We start from the raw sequence: 18494 nt of genomic DNA, 5'->3' as shown, positions 1-18494 counted from the left end.
TCAGTTGCTGTCGGTGTCATTGTCGGTGCGGGCGACCGGCACGCCTGCCCTGCAGGTGACCTGGACGTCGAGCTCGGCTTCGTAGTTTTCGAACGTCAGGCTGGCTGTGGTGGCGGGACCGCGCCAGACGTCATCGGTGTCGTACCCCTGCGCGGGGCTCCAGGAGACCAGCGTCACCTGGTCGTCCGAGCAGCGTGCGATCACGCTCCCGCCAGGCGTCCCGAGCGCGCGCGTAGTGCCCTGGGCGGGACCTGAGGTGGCCGAGGGCACGGTCGGATTCGCGGTAGCGGCCGCCAGGGCCCGGGTGACCTGATCTTGGCTGAGGGGCACGGTGGTCCCGCCGAGAATGCTCGAACTGGCCGCGCCAACCACGAACGTGCCCACTGTCGCGGCGCCGGCCGCGGTGGCCAGCCAGCCGACGACGGTGAGCAAAGAACGCGCACGACGGGACAGTACGTTCACGTTCGTCAGTGTGACAGCCGGGACGCTAACGGTTGGCTAAACGAATGGTAGGAACAGGCGTGGGCAAATGAGCTTGGCCGGCCTGTCGGCTAGCGTGCAGGCGTGGCACAGGTGCTGCTGGTCGAGGACGACGCGACGATCCGGGTCGCGCTCAGTCGCGCGCTGTCCGAGAGGGGTCACGCGGTCGCCTCGGCGGCCGATGCGATGTCCGGATTGCGGGCTGCACTGGACGATCGCCTCGATCTCGTGGTTCTCGATCTCGGGCTCCCGGATGTCGACGGCGCGGAGATGCTCCGCATGCTGCGCGCGGTCAGTAGTACCCCAGTGATCGTCGCGACCGCCCGGGACACGGAGAGCGAGATCGTACGGCTGCTCGACCGCGGCGCCGACGACTACCTGGTCAAACCGTTCAGCGCGGGACAACTTGACGCTCGGATCCGAGCGGTGTTGCGACGCGCGCCCGGGCCGGACACCGAGGACCGGGCGGTCGAGGTCGGCGGCCTGCGGGTCGACCCGCGATCCCGTGAGGTCTCGTTGGACGGGCGAGCGTTGACGTTGAGGCCACGAGAATTCGATCTGCTCCTCTACCTGGCCACCCGTGCCGGGACGGTGGTGAGCAAACGCGAACTGCTCGCGGAGGTCTGGCAGATCCCGTACGGCGGGGCGGACAAGACCGTCGATGTCCACGTGGCCTGGCTGCGCCGGAGGCTCGGTGAGACGGCGGCCTCGGCGCGATATCTGCACACGATGCGCGGCGTCGGAGTGAAGCTTGTGGCTCCCGAGCACTAGGGACAGTTTCACAACCACCGCCTGAGTCGCGGTCCCCCGCTTCGTGCCTGGCAGCGTTGCCGTCGGCGCCGTACAAGCCGCTATGGGCTTGTCTTTCCTCCGCCTCACCAGCCCTGATGGTGTTCGCCGAACAGGCGGCGATCAGGTGGACCTGAGAGCGGGGAGTATGCGGGGAGCCACGCGGGTGGGATTTCGGCGCGCAGGTCTGGGGAGATTCACATGGGTGCCGACAGCCAGCCACACGCGGATGGACCGCTCGCTCCACCGGCGCCACTTATGAAACACCCGACCCCCCGCACTGATCGTCGGGCGGGAGCAGCCGATCGGAGCGGGGTGACATGAGACGACGACTGGCGCTGTTGGCCGCGGCCATCACCTCGCTCGTGCTCGTGGCCTTCCTGGTGCCTTTGGCGCTTCTGGTCCGGACAGTGGCGGCCGACCGCGCCCTGGATGCCGCGATCTCCCAGCTGCAGTCCCTGACCTCGGCTGTCGCGACGGCCACCAGCACGGACGCGCTCAGGCTCACCGTCGAGCAGGTGAACGCAACGGCGGAGCACCCTGTCACCGTGCTTCTCGGGGACGGAACCGTCCTCGGCGCACCCGTGGCTCGTACCCCCGCAGTCGAGTTGGCCGCACGCGGTCGGAGCCTCTCGGTCGACGTGCCCGCAGGTCAGCAGATCCTGGTGTCGGTGCAGGGCGCGCCGACCGGGCCGGCCGTGATCGCCACGGTCGTGCCCAAGTCCGACCTACGCCGCGGCGTGACCACGATCTGGCTGATCCTGCTGGGTCTGGGAATCATGCTGGTCGCTGTGGGTGTCGTCGTAGCCGACCGGTTGGCGGTGAGCATGGTCGGACCGATCACGGAGGCCGCTCGAGTCTCGCACCGCCTCGCCCGCGGCGACCTGGAGGCCCGAGCCCGGGCGGCGGCCGGTCCTCCGGAGATCCGCGACGTCGCGACCGCCCTCAACCACCTGGCTTCGCGGATCCGTGAGCTGCTCCGAGCCGAACGCGAAACGGCCGCTGACCTGTCGCACCGGCTACGAACGCCCTTGACCGCCCTGCGCCTGGACGCCGAGTCTCTTCGCGATCCGCAAGAGGCCGAGCGGATCGGGAGCGACCTCGACGCGCTCGAGCGCGCGGTCGACCAGGCGATCCGTGACGCCCGCCGGTCCGAATCCGCCTCGGCCGATACACCTGGCAGCTCTCCCAGGACGTGCGACGCCGCCGCAGTCGTCCGCGACCGCGTGGAATTCTGGTCGGCCCTCGCAGACGACACCGACCGGACAGTCGAGCTCGACCTACCCGGTCTTCACGACGGTCCCATATGCGTCGCGCTGCCGGCAGCCGATCTCGCAGCCGTCGCGGACGCCGTACTGGGTAACGTCTTCGCGCACACCCCGGATGGAACACCGTTCGCCGTGCAGCTGTCTGCTCGGCCTTCCGGCGGCGCCAGGCTGGTCGTACGCGACGCCGGTCCCGGACTCTCGTCCAGCAGCGGCGATCCAACCACCCGCGGCGCCAGCGGTGCCGGCTCGACCGGACTCGGCCTCGACATCGTACGGCGCGCCGCGAACGCCAGCGGCGGCACGCTCCGGCTCAGCGAAGCGCCCGCCGGCGGCGCCGAGATCACCATCGACCTCGGCCCCCCTCGGCGTCATGACGCGGACATGACAGCGGCCACGGCAAGCCTCTGGCCATTGCGTCCAGCGCGTCCAGCGCGTCCAGCGCGTCCACGATAGGAGGAGGCCCCTCATCCTGAGCGGGTGTCGTTCAAACCGGACGGCGATTAGTCCTATCGAGGTGCTGACGACGCAAGCCCGCCCTGCCGGCATGGGCGAACCGGCGACCGGCTGACCGGCCCGTCCTTGACAAGGTGAGCTTGTCACTGGAACACAACGATGGCGCAGGTTTCACCGTCTGCGAACTTCGTTCCATCGTGACCTTACGGGCTTCGGTCCCGGATTCGGGGTGCCGACAGGGGATGCGGAATGGTTGCTTCCGACACACCCTGTTCAGATGGGCGCAAACTATTCGCCTGCCGGGATTTCTGCCGTGACCGAGGAGAGCGCCACCTACGACAGAGGCGACGTCGAGTTCGACGCCGAGGGCGCCACGCTGCGCGGCTGGCTCTATCGCCCCAAGCCAGGCGGCTCGACGGCCCCGGTGGTGGTCATGGCGCACGGCTACAACTGTCTCAAGGAGTTCTACCTCGACAAGTACGCAGCTGCGGTCGCGAGCGCCGGGTACGCCGTGGTCGCATACGACCACCGCAACTTCGGCGACAGCGACGGGGAGCCACGCCAGGAGCTCGATCCGTGGGTACAGGTGCGGGACTACCGTCATGCGATCACCTTCGCCCAGACCCTCGATGGCGTCGATCCGGGCCGTGTCGGAGTGTGGGGATCGAGCTACGCGGGCGGGCACGTGATCGTGGTGGGCGCGATTGATCGTCGGGTCGGCTGCGTCGTTTCCCAGGTGCCGACGATCAGCGGATGGGAGTCGACGTTGCGCAGGATCCCGCCACAGGCGTTGGCGGGCCAGCGCCGCGCCTTCGACGCCGACCGCCTCGAGCGCTACCGCGGTGGACCGCCGAAGATGGTGCCGATGGTTGCGGACCCGGCGGCAGGTGGCGCTGCCTCCCACGCGAGCCCCGACGCGTGGGAGTTCTTCACCGGGCGGATGTCACCTCCGGAGGACCAGTGGCGATTTCGCAGGTGGCGTAACGAGATCACTCTGCGATCACTCGAACTGTTCTCCGAGTACGAGCCCGGCTCGTTCATCGAGCGGGTCGCGCCGACGCCCCTGCTGATGCTCGTCGGCGACAGCGACACGGTGACCCCGACGGACCTGGCGCTGGGGGCCTACAACCGCGCCGGCGAACCGAAGCGGCTCGACCTCTTCCCCGGCGGTCATTTCGCCGCCTACACAGACCAGCTCGACCGCGCCGCTCGCGCCGCCGTCGACTGGTTCTCGCAGCACCTGCGACCGCGTGCCCAGGACGACGGCCGAGGCGGGCCGATGATCACCACCCGAACAACGTAAGGGGGGACATGCCGAAGTACCTCACCCAGTCGACATACACCCGTGAGGGCGCCGATGGAGTCCGGAGCAAGGGAGGCATCGCCCGGCGAGACGCCATCTCGGACCTGGCTCGCAGCCTCGGCGGCAAGCTCGAGGCCTACTACTTCTGCTTCGGCAAGCACGACGTACTCGCCATCCTCGACCTGCCCGACGACGAGGCGGCCGCAGCGGTGGCGATGGTCGTGGACGCAGCGGGCGGCGCCACCGTGAGAACGACCGTGCTGCTGACACCGGAGCAGATCGACGAAGCTTCAAAGCGCTCGACCAACTACCGGCCGCCGGGCTCACAATAACCGACACACCACTCATCGGGTGACCGAGGCCGGTACGCAGTGATCGGATTGATCACACAGCCCTGTGTCAGGTGCGTCATTGGGCGAAAGCGAGTGTCAGGTGGCGCGGACCAGGATGAACGGTGTGCCGCGTCGGAGTTGGCCCATTGGATTGTCGGCGAGTACCCGCTTGAGCGTCGTTGCCGGCAAAGACCTGCTGGACACGGCCCGGATCGAGCCGCCGAAGTCGTTGATGTCGGCGATGGCGACGGGGTTGCCGAGCTTTGTCTGGAGTTCGTTGCACAGTTCGACCGCTTCGGCCGGGTGGAATGGCGGCAGCAGTCGGTCCTGATACGGCGGGCATCCACCGTCGATCTGTCGTGCCGGGTCACCAGCGATCCGGTAGAAGGTGCCCTGGACTCCGAACAGCCTAGTCACAGCCGCTGCGACTGCCGCGGTGTAGATCCGGGGTCTGCCCACGGTGTGCAGCACCCACTGCATCTTGCTCGGGATGGACAGCCCAAGCGTGTCGTGGTGGGGTCGGACGAACCGGGCAAGCAGCCTGGCATCCCACCGCGGTTGGAAACTCTCCACCAGTAGCGACCGACCGGTGAGGAGAAGAGAAACTGTCTCGCTCACCACGATGGTGTCCTCGGGGTGGCGGTCGCAGCCGTACTCGAGGAGGACAGCGACCAGGTCGTCGTGCTCGTCGAGCCAGCGAGTCCGAACGAGTTTTCGCAGGTAGCTACGATCATCCACGATGATCACGCTCGATTGATCTGCTTCTTGGCCGACTGCCATTTGTCACCTCATACAAGGAGTACCAGTTTCCAGGGGCAGCCTAAGTACTGCTGGCTAGATGAGGCCTGAGAGTCAACTAATCGGCGATTTCGTAATCTGCACGGGCTTTTTCGCATGGCTGCGGCGACAAATGTAGAGGGAATTATTGTGCAGGGCATTATTGTGCAGGGCATTATTGGCCGGTCCCCCTCCCCCTACTTCCGCGACAGTTGAAGGGCGCGAATTGGCGCGACGTTTTGCCGGCATGAAGTCCGTCCACGGCGACCGACAGCGCCAGACCGGGTTCGCATGGTGGCTGTTTTGAGTCGGGCGCTATCGGAAAGTGCATAGAGGTGACATCGATGGCAGCCGCGTCCCCGGTCGGCATACCGGGGCCTGCGGCTGGGTTCGGGCGGGGCCCGGCATCCGTCCGGGGCACGTCAGAATGACCACAACCCGCAGAGCCGTGGTCCGCGCTACCGTGCTCATCGCGGTACTGACCAGCGTCAGTCAGGTGCTCGGCTTCGCCCGCGACGCTGTGATGGCAGCGGTGTTCGGCACGTCATCGTCGGTCGACGCCTTTCTGGTGGCACAGGGCCTCATGAACCTTGTCCTCGGGCTGATATCAGGCGCCATGTCGCGTGCCATCATTCCCACCGTGTCCCGGGCCGCGGACGCGAGCGACTCTCGCGGGGCCCAACGGACAGTTCGCGTGGCCATGACCGTCACCACGCTGGTGCTGCTCGCGGGGTCTGTGATCATGTTCCTCGCGGCAAGACCTCTACTGACTGTTCTCGCGTCGGGATTCGACCCGGCGGCCATGGACGAAGCGGTTCGGCTCACCAGGATCGTGCTGCTCGCGACGTTGTTCATCGCCGCCACGAACCTGTTGGCGGGTGCCGCCCAGGCACACGGCCGGTTCTTCTGGGCGGCCCTTCAGGGTATTCCGTTCAACATCGTCATGATCGCCGCTGCGGGCTTCTTCGGTGCGAGGTTCGGGGGTGCCGCGCTCGCGGTCGGGTTCGTGGCCGGCTCGGCGGTCAGGCTGGCCTTCCAGCTGCCTGCCGTACGTGGCATCGGGCTGAGCCTGCGGCCTTCGCTGCGCATCCGCGACCCCGGGTTCCGCGAGATGTTGGTGCTCATGCCTCCGCTGGTGGTGGGCAACGCGCTCCTGAACTTCAACACGATCGTGGACCGCGCGGTCGGATCGACACAGGGCGCCGGGACCATCGCCGCGCTCAGCTACGGGTGGCGGGTGGTCACCTTGGTTCAGGTGGTGATCGTCACCGCGTTCACGACCACGTTGTTCCCAGCTTTCAGCACGCTCGGGACGCCGGAGCGGAGGGAGCAACTCGGCCGGGCAACCGACCGTGTCCTCGGTGTGGTCATCGTCCTCGTCAGTCCGGTCGTGATCCTGCTCGCGGTCGCGGCAAAGCCCGTCGTCGTCCTGCTCTTCGCTCGAGGGAACTTCGACGCGCGTGCGGTCTCTCTCACCAGCGTCGCCGTCGCGACGTACTCGGTCTCCCTCGTGGCGCTGGCCGTGCGCGAGGTCGTCGCCCGCACCTGCCTCGCGATCGGCGACGGTCGCACCCCCGTCTGGACGGGCTTCTGCGCGATGGCCGTCAACGTGGTGGGCGACCTCGCACTCGGCCTCCGCTTCGGCGTCACAGGTCTGGCGTTCGCGACCTCGGCGTCGATGCTCCTGGCCGCGACCGTACTCAGCGTGCTGACCGCCCGGCGGCACCGGGCGGTCGGGCTGCGTGTACTGGGACGAACGACACGCGATGTCCTGGCCGCTTCCGCAGTCTCAACCGCCGCCTGCTGGCTAGTCGTACGGGAGATACCGGTGAGCAACGCCGTACATGCTCTCCTCGCCCTCGGGACTACGAGCTCGGTCTGCCTGGCGTCATACCTCGGGGTCCTGTATCTCGTACGGACACCAGCTCTCGCCGATATCCGGGACAGCCTCTCCCACCTTCAGACAAAGGCTCCATCCAGGTGATCGGCAAGTAGGCCGAACCCCGCTACCGCCGACAGCAGCGCCGTACAGAACGTCGCAACGATCACCAGGAGAATGGTCGGCACGACACGCTAGCGCGGGTACTGGTCCGGGTCGCGTTTGAGGCGGTCCTCGATCCAGCCGAGCAGGATCAACAAGGCTGCGACGCCAACGGTGAACCCGATGACCAGCTCGAGGATGTTGTCGAAGTCGTTCCACATGTCAGTGACCGTTCTGCAGCCCTCGGCGGCGCGGGTGCGACACCGAGATTCGGGCGGATACACGTCGGGCCACCGAGCAAGCCTTGCAGACGCCGCCGAGCATCCGATCCGGTTCCCGGCGATCGGCCGCCACCCGATCGGTCGCCACCCGATCGGGCGCTGCCGCGAACACGTGTGACACGTCCAGGTCGGACACGGTGAGGCCTCCTGCCCTACTGGGAGTCCCCGTCAGTCCAGTGCCGCTGGCCAGCGTAACAGACAACTGTTACGTTCGTTACATGCAGGCCGACCCAGATGAGCAGACCTGGCTCCTCGTCAGCGTGTCCACAGGCAAGATCGCGAGCCTACGGGTCCACGTCTGGCGAAACCTCCGCAAGCTCGGCGCGGTCTACCTCCAACAGTCGGTGTGCCTACTGCCCGACCTCCCCCACGTCGCCAACGCCGTGGCCCGCCTCGACGCCAGAGTCCGCGCCCAGGGGGGACACTCCCGCGTCCTCCGGCTGCAGCTGACAGACCCGACCGAGCACGCAGCCCTGGTCGAAGAACAACGCGCCGGCCGTGACGAGGAGTACGCCGAAGTTCTCCAACGGGTACCCCAGTTCCTCACCGAGATCGAGACCGAGACCGCGCGAGGCAAAGCCACCTACACCGAGGTCGAGGAGTCCGAGGCCGACCTCGAACGATTCGAACGCTGGCTCGCCGCCATCCAGGCCCGCGACTACTTCGACGCCCCGGCCGGCGCCAAGGCACGCGCAGCAGTCGAGCAGTGCCGACAAGCACTCGCCGACTTCGAAACCGCCGCACTCCACGCCGACACCGAAGACACCGACGACACCGCCCCAACCGCACGCCGCGACCGGGCCGAGGCCTCACACCAGCAGCCGACCGCCGCGACCCACGACTGACCAGGACGGGAACCTCACGTGTGGATCAACATCGCCATCGGGATCGGCATCGCCCTACTCGCCACCTGGCTGCTCCTCATCGCCGCGCTCGCCGTTCTGCGCCCGAAGGGCTCACTGCTGACCGAAGCGCTGCGCATCCTGCCCGACCTGCTCCGCCTTCTGCGTCGACTGGCCACCGACGCCGACCTCCCAGGCGGCGTCCGGATCCGGCTCACCCTGCTCATGGCTTACCTGGCGCTGCCCATCGACCTCATTCCCGACTTCATCCCCGTCCTCGGCTACGCAGACGACGCCATCATCGTCGCCGCCGTACTCCGCTCGGTCGTCCGTCGCGCCGGCATCGACGCCGTACGCCGACACTGGCCCGGCACCGACGACGGCTTCACCGCCCTGTGCCGGCTCACCGGAATCCCAACCCAGGCCAACGGGGCCAACCCTCCCCACCCGACCGACCGCCGGGTCGACCTCGACAACGAACCGACCTGACCAACCACCCAGCGCGTTCGACAGGCAGCCGACAAGCGAGCCGGGTCAGTGGTAGATCCGTCCCTGCCACGCGACATCACCCCACTCGGCCAGGGGATCGTGCCGGCACGCAGCACCACCTTGGCGAACTCCGAGCGGAGCGCGCCACGGTGGTGCAGCGCCGAACAGGTGAACTCCGCGGCCCAGTCCCTACGGCCGACCGACGCTCACGTAAGTGAAGCCGAGGCCGCGCATCGTCTTCGGGTCGAGGAGGTTCCGGCCATCGAAGATCAGTGGATTACGCATCGCGTTCCGTACCGCTGGCCAGCCGACCTCCTTCAGCTGCGGCCACTCGGTGATCACGATCGCCGCGTCAGCTCCGGCCTGGCCATCACCCGCAGCGCGCGGGAGTCCTTCGGGAAACACGACCCGCCGTACCCAAGACCCGCCTTCAGGAAGTGCGGGCCGAGGCGGTGGTCCATCCCGACGGCCTTGGCGACAGCCTCGACATCGGCACCGGTCGCCTCACACACCGTCGCGATCTCGTTGATGAAGCTGATCTTCGTGGCCAGGAGCGCGTTCGAGGCCAGCTTGACCATCTCGGCGTCCGCGACCTCCATCACTTCCACAGGACCGTCCACGCCCTCGTGCAGAGCCGTCACGAGTCGCGCCGCCTCCGCTTCCGCCGCACCGATCACCACCCTGTCCGGGTGCAGGAAGGTGTGCACGGCTTTGCCTTCAGCAGTGAACTCCGGGTTAGCCGCATAACCGACGTTGGCGAGCCCCGCCTCATCCATCGCGGCGCGAACGCGGTCCCCCGTGCCGACCGGCACAGTGCTCTTCATGACGAGCACCGCCAGCCGTTCCGAACTCACCCCCTTGAGCGAGTCGACGACCGCCCAGACTCGGGACAGGTCCGCATCACCGGACGCCGTCGGGGGCGTGTCGACGCACACGTACACGACATCGGCGTCTCGTACTGCTTCGGCCGCATCGATCGTGAACGACAGCCGCTCCTTGTTGGCGGCCAGGAGGTCGCCCAGGCCGGGCTCGAAGATGGGGACTTCGCCGGCGTGCAGCATCCGGATCTTCTCCGGCGTGATGTCACGCAGGACGACCTGGTGACCCAGCTCGGCGAGGCAGGCACCGGTGACCAGACCGATGTAGCCGGCGCCGAACACCGCGACGCGACGTGGTTGGCGAGTCCTGCCGGGCGAACCGGCAATCTTCCTGCGGGCCCGGGTGTAGGAGTCACCGGTCGCGGCGACGCGGGCGCGAATCGCCTTCTTGCGGGCCTTTCCGCTGTCATGACGTCATCCTGTCAGCCGACGACCCACGCTCACCGGCTCAGATGACGGAGACAATCCCATGCGGCGCGCAGCACGCGAGTCGGTGACCCTTGTCCTCGTCACCGCAACCCAGCGTGGGTGGGGTACGGCTCGGAGTCCGGCCAGCGTGATCGGCCGCGTGGCCACGATAGAGCACCCGACACCGTTCATGGAACAGGAGCGCCCTGCCGTGGTTCTCGCAGTCGCCGCGCCCCGGCTCACACCTCGCAGAGTACGGCGTCGCGGGCCCCGATCGTGGCATCGACCGATCGCCCGTCCACGAGACCAACCCGGGCAGGGTCGCCCCACCGCACGCTGAGCCCGCTTGACCCGGGTACGTGCGCTGCGAGGGTAGCGGTCACCCGGACCGGTTCGTGGCCGGGATTGAGCAACCAGAGGTACCGGCCACCTTCGCCGTCGTGCACCCGCGCGATCACCCGCGACTCGCTGACGCGCACGAGCTGGCGAACGCCGGCCCATTCCAGCAGGCGGGCGAAGTAGCTCCGCGTTCCCTGGTCGTGATGGCGTCCGAAACCCGCACCGGGGAACGTGCCGACCAGGCGCGTACGCCCGGCGCCGATCTGGTGGTCCACGGCAGCGACGCGACCGTCGGCGTACCATCCGACGGGCGTGCCAGTGGTGGGTTCGTACGCCTGCAGGAAGATTCCGCCGTGCGCCGTCGAACCGTCGATCGAGAAAGTCAGATCGTCGAGCAGGTCCGGGGTGAACTCGACGTAGGTCTCCCGAGCGCCGAACAGCTTGTCCAGCCCATTGCCCGGCTGCGAAGTCCCGACCCGTCCGAGGTCCGCGAAATAGCCCGGGCAACCTTCGGTCACGAGAGTGCCACCTGCCTCCACCCAGGCTGCGAGGCATTCGGTCGTCGCGCGGTTGAGCATGACCGGGTACGGCAGGTAGAGCACGCTCGGGATTCGCGTCTCACCGCCCTCGGCGTCAGCCGCAGCAGAAACGACATCGTCGACGTGGACGAAGGACGCCTGAATGTTGTTGGCGAGGAAGCCCTGGTACGCGCCTTGAACGGCACGAGCATAGAAGTCGGTGCTGCGCTGCTGGGCGTAGGTGAAGATCTGCGTCTCCGGACAGTAGACGATGCCGACCTCGGCGGGCACCGGCCGGGATCGCCACAGCCCTTCCTGCTCGGGCGCAGTGGCCCAACGAGCCAGTCGGGACACCATGTCCGAGCGCGGCGTGCGCGAGCCGTCCATGCCGTACGCCCCGAACGCACCGAACAACGGGCCGTCGAGCAGCGGCCGCCAGCGCAGGTAGAAGAGCCCGGAGGCGCCGCAGGCGAAGCTGGCGAGGTTCCAGTAGCGGACGTCCTCAACCGACGCGATCCGGCCCTCGTCGCGCGGCTTTCCCACCACCTGCGGCTGCATCCACAGCGGCCCGGCGTAGGCCTCCGCATGCCAGAACGGTTTTCCGCGGCTCGCCGAGCGCACGAGATCCATGGCGTGCATCTGCTTCCACGGTTCGTCGCCGTGCCGGCTCGACCCCCACGTCAGTCCGTACGACTCCACCTCTGCGGCGGCCCGCCAGTCGTCGGTCCCCCGCGGGGCGGCATGGGTGAGACTCCCGGCCACACCGTGCGCGGTGACGGGATGGTCGGGATCGAGCGCGCGGATCAGATCGGCGCGCCACCGCATGAGGCGGTAGGCGTTGTCCTGACGGAACTCGAGCCAGTCCAGGACGTCGGCGTACGGCTCGACCGTCCGCGGTGGCTCGATGTCGTCCCACTCGGCGTAGCTGTAGCGCCCCCACGCCTGGCCGAGCGTCCGCAGGTCACCGTATCGTTCCCGTAGCCAGGAACGGAACGCCGCCGCCGTCGCCGGGCAGTAGCAGACGTCCTCGGCGTATCCGCACTCGTTCCAGATGTCGTAGCCACCGAGGCCGGGATGGTTGCGGTAGCGCGTCACCAGGGCCGTGAGGAACGCACCGGCGCGTTCGCGTGCGTCGGCGTTGTCGAGACACAGTCCCGGAAACCCGCCGACCGCGCAGCTCGGACTCATCCCGGAACGAACGGGGGTGCCGTCGCGGCGTACGTACCGAGCGTGCGCGAGCGACCGGAAGGCCCACTCCGGCGCCGAGGTCATCATCTCGGCGACGATCGTCCGGATGCCGTTCTCGGCCGCGAGATCGAGCTGCCGATCGTAGTCGGACCAGTCGAACTCCCCCGGCGTCACCTCGACAGCCGACCACAGGAACCAGTGCCGGAACGCGTTGTGTCCGTCGTCGGCCGCGGTCTGGTAGTCGCGGTCCCAGTCGGCGCAGGGCGGGTTGGTCTTCCGAAAGTAGACAGCACCATAGGGAAATGCCGGAAGAGCAGCAGATGACAACACGCTCACCTCTCTCCGGACCGCGGAGTTCCGGGGCCACCGCGGCGCCCCAGGAGTCCACGGCCTCGCTTGGTCACCTCGATGTGTCGGTCTCCCGGAAGTGGGAGCGGATCACGTTCTCCGAACGGTTCAGGTGCTTCGCCAGCTTCGCCTGCGCCGTCGCCGCGTCGCCAGCGACCACCGCGCCGTAGATCTCTCGGTGTTCCCTTGCGATGACCCTGGGGCCGAGCAGATGGTGGGTCTGTTTCACCACCATGCACAGGTGTGCCTCACCGATGATCGAGTCGTACATCCTGAGCACTCGCGGGCTGCCGAGTCGCTCCACGAACGCGTAGTGGAACGCGATGTCCGAACGCACGATCCCCTGAACGGATCCCTCTTTCACCGCCTGGTCGAACTCGGCCAGCGCCTTCTTCGCCGCGACCGGATCCAGGCGTTGCTCCGCGAGGTGTGCGACCGCCTGGCTCTCCAACATCAGGCGGCTGACGTACAGGTCGTGAACGTCCTCCTCGGTGAGACGAGGCACCCGAGCCGACTTGTTGGCCGAACGCCGAAGAAGACCGCTGCTCACCAACCTGTCGATGGCTGCCTTGGCGGTCGGCCGGGAGACGCCGTAAAGGTCCGCGGTCGCTTGTTCGTAGAGCACTTCCTCCGGATCGAGCTGTCCGCCGAGGATGCGTTCGCGTATCGCGTCGCACACGGCGTCGATCATAGACACGGTACGGAGCGTCTCTCGCATGCGTTCCTCCTGCCATGTGCGCGCCGGTCCATGGTCGCAGAGCACTCACTGCGACGGCCTGACCATGTCCGCAACTTGCCAGACATGACAAATTGACTGACAAACATACGCACAGTACGTTCCGAAGCGATCTTGGGTTTTCGCGCGCTCGGAAAGTCAGGAGCCACGACGTGAGCGAAGAACCGAGCAGTGGTAGATCCCTCTTTCCCATCAGCCGCCGCCGCTTCGTGAGTGCAGGCGCGGGCGCACTGGGGTTGTTCGCGTGGGCCTCCCTCACCGGCTGCGAAGCCCTTTCCACCAAGCCGAACCAGAAGGACCGGGGAGGCGGCCCGGCCGCGCGCGGGGACAAGGAAGCACCCATGCTCGCCGGCCGAGTGAAGAGCGGCGACCTGCCACCTGTCGCCAAACGCCTTCCAGCCACGCCGATGGTGGTGCGACCGGCCGACAGGGTTGGCACCTACGGCGGGTCCTGGCGAATGGGGGTGACGGGCGGGTCCGGCTCCTTCTCACAACTGAACCGGTTCCAGGGCTACGAAGGCCTGGTTCGCTGGACCCCCGACTGGAAGGCCACACCGATCCCCAATGTGGCCGAGTCGTTCGAGATCGGTGACGGTGGCCGGTCGTACACCTTCAAGCTCCGCGCCGGTATGCGCTGGTCGGATGGGAGACCGTTCACCACCGACGACGTGATGTTCTGGTACGAGGACGTGGTCCTAGACAAGGAGCTGACGCCTGTTCCGCCGTCGTGGATGCTGGTCGAGAACCAGGTCGGCAAGGTGGTGAAGCTCGACGAGCACACGGTGATCTTCCAGTTCCCCCGGCCACATGGGCTCTTCCTGCAGAAGCTCGCCCAGCCAGGTGCCGATGCCCCAGTGAGGTACGCCAAGCACTACCTGAGCAGGTTCCACAAGAAGTACAACGACAACGTCGACGACCTCGCCAAGAAGCACGGCGCCCCCGACTGGGTCCACCTCTTCCAGAGCATGGGCGGGATCGACGACGACAGCGTTCGCTACGCCGTTGCCGACCAGCCGTTGCTGCACCCGTGGACCTTCACCCAGGTGCCCGGTGGCGCGTCGGGCCGGGCAGTCGCCGAACGCAACCCGTACTACTGGAAGGTCGACCCCGAGGGCCGACAACTCCCCTACCTCGACCGCCTGGAGTACCGCTTCCTCGAGGGAGACAGCACCGACACCTTGACCCTGATTGCGGTCAATGGCGAGATCGACATGGAGGACCAGTTCTTCGCAGTCCCGGAGAACAAGCCGGTGCTTGCCAGAGGACGGGAGAAGGGCGGCTACGACTTCTACAAGACGACCCCCGTCGAGCCGAACGTCGCCACGATTCAACTCAACCTCACCCACAAGGACCCGGCGAAGCGGAAGGTCTTCGGCAACAAGGACTTCCGCATCGGGCTGTCGCACGCCCTGAACCGCCAGGAGATCATCAACATCGTGCTGCTCCGGCAGGGAAAGCCGTTTCAGGTCGCCCCGCTTCCCGGTTCGGAGTACTACAACGAACAACTGGCGACGCAGTACCTCGAGCACGACCTCGGAAAGGCCAACCATCACCTCGACCGTGCTGGCCTGACCGAACGCGACGGAAGCGGCTTCCGCCTGGGCCCCGACGGCAAGCGTGTCACCATCGGGATCGACCTGGACAACGGGCGCCCGATCTTCGTCGACATGGCCCAGCTTCTACAGGCGCACTGGAAGGCGGTCGGTGTCGACGTGCACGTCACCGCCATGGACCGGTCCCTGTGGGAGGAGCGCGTACGGACGAACGCTGACTTCGACGCCACTATCCACCGGTTCGGCGGGGGTGTCAGCGAGGCCGTGGTGCTCGATCCGCGCTACTACTTTCCGTTCGACGGAAACTCCGTGTACGCCTCGGCCTGGCAGGCGTGGTACCGCCGGCTACCCGGAGTCGAACCGAGCGGACCGCTGGAGACACCGCCGGAGCCGGCGAGGCGGCAGATGAAGCTGTACGACGAGTTGACGCTCACGGTCGCACCCGATCGCCGCAAGAGCCTCATGGAGGAGATCCTGCAGATCGCCGCGGACGAGTTCTACGTCCTGGGCGTGAGCGTACCCGTCGACGGCTACGGCATCGTCCGAAACGACTTCCACAACGTCCCGGAGTCGATGCCGAACTCCTACATCTATCCCAACCCCGCGCCGTCCAATCCCGAGCAGTTCTACACAACCAGGTCACGCTGACCGGCGGAGACCGGCCACGACGGGGGCGGTGGCCTGCCTCGCGCTGCACCCCGAACACAACCGAAGCTACGCCGCCCGCATCGGCGTCGACCACCTCCTCGCCCGCGAGACGCGAGACGAAGCGGTGCCGGTGCGGCGGGCGGCCCTTCGATGACCCAGCGGTCCGCGCCGCGCAAACCCCGAACCACACAGGAACGGCGGGACCTCGCGGGCGGACGTCCTCGGCCAGAGCGTGACGCACCTCAAGCTCCAATCCGCCCAGGTGCGCACCTTCGTCAGAAGCCACGGAATCCGATGCGCCGACGAGTGAGGCCACCAGCAGTCAAGGGCGAAGTGGTGGACGGGAGTGACGATCACAAGGGATCATCAGCACCCGCGTACTCGCGATGCCCCGGCCGATCCACCTGCGGCGCTGGAGCGAACCGCTCCGCACGTCGAGGCCGCGCGACCTGGCGCTGATCCGGTCGCAGGCTCTAGGTTCGGCAGCATGGCCGAGACGGGCGACTGGAGCAGGCATTCGCGGTACTCCGACCCAGGTAGGTTCGCGTCGCTGCTGGACGCCGTGCCCACCGACATACCGGGCTTGTCGGCGGTGGCACGGAACGTGATCGTGCACTATCGAGCGTCGGGACACGAACTCCCCGCAGCCACCCGGAAGGACGTCAACAGTCGCTGGCTCGCGGCGATGCTGGAGACAGACCAGAAGCGTCACGGGAAGCCGCTCACGGAGTTTCGCGAGCCCACCGAGCGGGTTCAGGGTTGCTGCCGCGACCACACCCTCTTCTGCGTCGGCGTCCTGCGTCAGCACGGCATTCCGGCGCGCTCGCTGGTCGGGTTCTCCGACTACTCCGGGCAGGGCTACAGCAACGACCATGTGATCGTGGAGGCGTACGACGCCCGCTTGGAGCGATGGGTGCGGTTCGACCCGGAGATCCCCGAGCCGATGGACGGCCTGCCGACACCACACGACGTCCCGGCTGGCGCCGATGCTCCGTTCCGCACCGCGGCCGAAGTTTGGAAGGGATGTCGTACCGGATCCTTGAACCCGAACCAGTTCGGGACCGGCCCAGGGTCGGAGCTCGGCGGAATGTGGTTCATCCACAACTACGTGCTGCTGCAACTCGCGCACCGCTACGGCGACGAGTTGCTGCTGTGGGACTGGTGGGGTGCCATGAGCTTGCCCGGCGGTCCCGACGACGCCACACTGGAACTCCTCGACGACCTCGCCGACCAGTTGATCTCGGTGGGGTCCACTGGCCCACCCGCCGACTCGAACTCGCCCGACGTCCTCCTGCGGGAGCGGTATCGCGGTGACAAGCGGCTGCACCCCGGCAGGTCCGTGACGCAGTACTCCCCGTACGGCGATGCGCCGATCACAGCCAACCTCGTGGAGCCGGAGCAGGCCGGCTGAGTGAACTGGCGGGGACAGCCTGTCACTCTTTCGCATACTGAGATGAGGTGTTCATGCGGCAGTGTGGGTCGAGCGGCCAGGCTGCTCGACAAATCGTCGCAGGGCTGCAGCGGCTGCTCGACCTGCTCCTATCAGCCGTTTGACCGGTCTGGCTCAAATCTGATCGAGACGAAGCGGGGTCGGTTGTTGTTGGCGTTGGCCAGCAGGTCGGCGCCGACCAGGCTGTTCACGTTGTAGGAGATGATCAACTCGCCTGGCTTGCTGATGTCTGGGTGGGCGGCGACGTTGTACGGCGCAAGGATGTTGGCGACTTGTGCCTCGGGTGCCGTATAGACCGCGGTGCGGTGGGTGAACGGCCCAACCGGGGTTGGTGCAGTGGCAACGTAGATCTGATGGTCGAGGAAGATGTTGGCCGACGTCGTGGTGAGTACGAACTCACCGTTCATCGGAGTGACGCTGTAGGAGGCGCCGACGTCACCGGTGACAGCGGTCGAGGATTCCGGATCGGTGGACCAGGCGCTGCCGGTCCAGAACTGCCAGTCGTTGTCGATCAGGTGGCCGACTCTGGCCCGGGCGACGTGCATGGCACTGTCCTTGACGCCGTAGATGTAGATGTATCCGCCGCATCTGGTGAGCTCGTTGCCCCAGTTCACTCCCCCGGGCTTGCCGTAGGTGTGAGTGACCTTCTCGACCTTGAAGTCGGCGGAGTACGTGACGATGTCGGTGCCGAGCCAGCCGAAGTTGAACGGCGGCGGATCGTCGGTCTGGCCGGTTCTGGCTTGGAAGACGCGCAACAGGCCGCCATCGACGATGCCGTCGGTGTTCCAGTACCACGGGTCGCCGTTGACCGCGCCGGGTGGCGAGGCGATCGATTCGGGCGCGTCGTGGGTGCCTGCGGTGATCGTGTTGGTCGGCTTCCCGTCGTCGTCGGCGGTCAGGATCGAACCATGGATGAAGCCGGGATCGGTCATGCTCTCGTCGGCGTTGACCGGACCAAGGAAGGTGTCGTTCATCAACCACACGATCCGATGGCCGGGCAGCTCAGTGGAGTAGACGCCATCGGAAGCTGCCCATCCGCGTCCGTTGGACCACCCTCCACCCGAGTTGCCGAACGCGCGGAACGCCTGCGTCAGTTGCTCGTCTTCGTTCGCGACGGGCGTCCCACTGCGCTGGCCGGTAGGGCCGGCACATGAGGTCACGCTGTCGGGCTTCACCGCGTCGTTGGATGTGGTGGCTGCCGCGGCGGGTGGCACGACGAGGGCCACCCCGGCAACGCCGGCGAGCAGCGCGGCACCTAGTGCTCTTCGCGGGAACGCGTTCATAGCCTGTGTCTCCTCCGACCCCAACCGCACGCACGAGTTGCGCCGCTGCGCCTTGGATGCCTGGAGTCATCAATGTCACCGTTGACATTGGATGACGCAGCCAGATCCCGCTCGACTGCTCGAAGAAGGCGATCTGGTGCGCGGCCTGGA

At 67.1% G+C, this 18494-nt stretch carries 17 protein-coding genes; 9 read left to right on the top strand and 8 right to left on the bottom strand.

Translation table 11 applies throughout. The features are described 5' to 3' along the window. A complete protein-coding gene (locus tag BLU27_RS16620; protein ID WP_157728587.1) occupies window positions 1–462 on the bottom strand; it encodes a hypothetical protein in 462 nt (153 codons plus the stop codon). Between the two features lie 102 nt (window positions 463–564). Between BLU27_RS16620 and BLU27_RS16615 the strand changes: the two genes are divergently transcribed. The 4 genes from BLU27_RS16615 (at window position 565) to BLU27_RS16600 (ending at window position 4625) form a co-directional block, all read left to right on the top strand. Beyond that, entirely contained in the window at window positions 565–1251 is a 687-nt protein-coding gene (locus tag BLU27_RS16615; RefSeq protein ID WP_092654602.1) for a response regulator transcription factor, read from the top strand. 338 nt (window positions 1252–1589) lie between these two features. Continuing rightward, entirely contained in the window at window positions 1590–2990 is a 1401-nt protein-coding gene (locus BLU27_RS16610) for a sensor histidine kinase (protein WP_092654601.1), read from the top strand. Window positions 2991–3303: 313 nt separating this feature from the next. Continuing rightward, window positions 3304–4293, top strand: coding sequence for an alpha/beta hydrolase (locus BLU27_RS16605; RefSeq protein WP_197681463.1), 990 nt, complete (start codon window positions 3304–3306; stop codon window positions 4291–4293). Window positions 4294–4301: 8 nt separating this feature from the next. Then, complete coding sequence (locus tag BLU27_RS16600) at window positions 4302–4625, top strand: GYD domain-containing protein (RefSeq protein ID WP_092654599.1); 324 nt, start codon at window positions 4302–4304, stop codon at window positions 4623–4625. A 96-nt stretch (window positions 4626–4721) separates the two neighbouring features. Here BLU27_RS16600 and BLU27_RS16595 read toward each other — a convergent pair whose 3' ends face one another. After that, on the bottom strand, window positions 4722–5372 hold the full coding sequence (locus BLU27_RS16595) for a hypothetical protein (RefSeq protein WP_241827469.1): 651 nt from the start codon (window positions 5370–5372) through the stop codon (window positions 4722–4724). A 457-nt stretch (window positions 5373–5829) separates the two neighbouring features. On the opposite strand from BLU27_RS16595, the gene murJ reads away from it, so the two are divergent. After that, window positions 5830–7386, top strand: coding sequence for a murein biosynthesis integral membrane protein MurJ (gene murJ / locus BLU27_RS16590; protein WP_092654598.1), 1557 nt, complete (start codon window positions 5830–5832; stop codon window positions 7384–7386). An 89-nt stretch (window positions 7387–7475) separates the two neighbouring features. On the opposite strand, the gene BLU27_RS30905 is transcribed toward murJ, so the two are convergent. Then, window positions 7476–7604 carry a hypothetical protein gene (locus BLU27_RS30905; protein WP_277869236.1) on the bottom strand — a complete coding sequence of 43 codons (129 nt, stop codon included), beginning with the start codon at window positions 7602–7604 and terminating at the stop codon, window positions 7476–7478. Between the two features lie 278 nt (window positions 7605–7882). Here BLU27_RS30905 and BLU27_RS16580 point away from each other — a divergent pair, with 278 nt between their 5' ends. Both BLU27_RS16580 and BLU27_RS16575 read left to right on the top strand, forming a co-directional pair. Next, a complete protein-coding gene (locus BLU27_RS16580) occupies window positions 7883–8509 on the top strand; it encodes a Chromate resistance protein ChrB (RefSeq protein WP_197681462.1) in 627 nt (208 codons plus the stop codon). An 18-nt stretch (window positions 8510–8527) separates the two neighbouring features. Beyond that, the gene (locus tag BLU27_RS16575) at window positions 8528–8995 is read left to right on the top strand and encodes a YkvA family protein (protein WP_092654596.1); all 468 of its coding nucleotides are present in this window, start codon (window positions 8528–8530) and stop codon (window positions 8993–8995) included. Between the two features lie 189 nt (window positions 8996–9184). On the opposite strand, the gene BLU27_RS31270 is transcribed toward BLU27_RS16575, so the two are convergent. From BLU27_RS31270 to BLU27_RS16560, 4 genes are all read right to left on the bottom strand, one after another. Further along, window positions 9185–9337 carry a hypothetical protein gene (locus BLU27_RS31270; RefSeq protein ID WP_197681461.1) on the bottom strand — a complete coding sequence of 51 codons (153 nt, stop codon included), beginning with the start codon at window positions 9335–9337 and terminating at the stop codon, window positions 9185–9187. Further along, a complete protein-coding gene (locus BLU27_RS16570; protein ID WP_197681460.1) occupies window positions 9334–10155 on the bottom strand; it encodes a UDP-glucose dehydrogenase family protein in 822 nt (273 codons plus the stop codon). Before BLU27_RS16570 ends, BLU27_RS31270 begins: the two co-directional genes overlap by 4 nt. 365 nt (window positions 10156–10520) lie before the next feature. Continuing rightward, a complete protein-coding gene (locus tag BLU27_RS16565; RefSeq protein WP_172804972.1) occupies window positions 10521–12656 on the bottom strand; it encodes a beta-galactosidase in 2136 nt (711 codons plus the stop codon). A 70-nt stretch (window positions 12657–12726) separates the two neighbouring features. Beyond that, window positions 12727–13365: a GntR family transcriptional regulator gene (locus tag BLU27_RS16560; protein WP_241828021.1), complete on the bottom strand. Its 639-nt coding sequence runs from the start codon at window positions 13363–13365 to the stop codon at window positions 12727–12729. A gap of 197 nt (window positions 13366–13562) precedes the next feature. On the opposite strand from BLU27_RS16560, the gene BLU27_RS16555 reads away from it, so the two are divergent. Together BLU27_RS16555 and BLU27_RS16550 are read left to right on the top strand one after the other, a co-directional pair. Next, window positions 13563–15611 (top strand): ABC transporter substrate-binding protein, encoded by a 2049-nt coding sequence (locus BLU27_RS16555; protein WP_157728586.1) that lies wholly within the window; start codon window positions 13563–13565, stop codon window positions 15609–15611. 487 nt (window positions 15612–16098) lie between these two features. Beyond that, window positions 16099–17022: a transglutaminase domain-containing protein gene (locus BLU27_RS16550; protein ID WP_092654592.1), complete on the top strand. Its 924-nt coding sequence runs from the start codon at window positions 16099–16101 to the stop codon at window positions 17020–17022. A gap of 131 nt (window positions 17023–17153) precedes the next feature. Here the strand turns inward: BLU27_RS16550 and BLU27_RS16545 are convergent, their stop codons facing one another. Next, window positions 17154–18344 carry a hypothetical protein gene (locus BLU27_RS16545; protein WP_092654591.1) on the bottom strand — a complete coding sequence of 397 codons (1191 nt, stop codon included), beginning with the start codon at window positions 18342–18344 and terminating at the stop codon, window positions 17154–17156. Window positions 18345–18494: the final 150 nt, after the last annotated feature.

The sequence above is a fragment of the Actinopolymorpha singaporensis genome, from assembly GCF_900104745.1.
Lineage (GTDB): Bacteria > Actinomycetota > Actinomycetes > Propionibacteriales > Actinopolymorphaceae > Actinopolymorpha > Actinopolymorpha singaporensis.
Note: the sequence above shows the minus strand (reverse complement) of the source record. Positions and strands in the feature narration are given on the sequence as shown.

What these genes read in the sequence shown, in the direction of transcription:
- BLU27_RS16610 (WP_092654601.1), top strand. Translation starts at nt 1,590, where the DNA reads ATGAGACGACGACTGGCGCTGTTGGCCGCGGCCATCACCTCGCTCGTG.
- BLU27_RS16600 (WP_092654599.1), top strand. Translation starts at nt 4,302, where the DNA reads ATGCCGAAGTACCTCACCCAGTCGACATACACCCGTGAGGGCGCCGAT.
- murJ (WP_092654598.1), top strand. Translation starts at nt 5,830, where the DNA reads ATGACCACAACCCGCAGAGCCGTGGTCCGCGCTACCGTGCTCATCGCG.
- BLU27_RS30905 (WP_277869236.1), bottom strand. Translation starts at nt 7,604, where the DNA reads ATGTGGAACGACTTCGACAACATCCTCGAGCTGGTCATCGGGTTCACC.
- BLU27_RS16580 (WP_197681462.1), top strand. Translation starts at nt 7,883, where the DNA reads ATGCAGGCCGACCCAGATGAGCAGACCTGGCTCCTCGTCAGCGTGTCC.
- BLU27_RS16560 (WP_241828021.1), bottom strand. Translation starts at nt 13,365, where the DNA reads ATGATCGACGCCGTGTGCGACGCGATACGCGAACGCATCCTCGGCGGA.
- BLU27_RS16550 (WP_092654592.1), top strand. Translation starts at nt 16,099, where the DNA reads ATGGCCGAGACGGGCGACTGGAGCAGGCATTCGCGGTACTCCGACCCA.
- BLU27_RS16545 (WP_092654591.1), bottom strand. Translation starts at nt 18,344, where the DNA reads ATGAACGCGTTCCCGCGAAGAGCACTAGGTGCCGCGCTGCTCGCCGGC.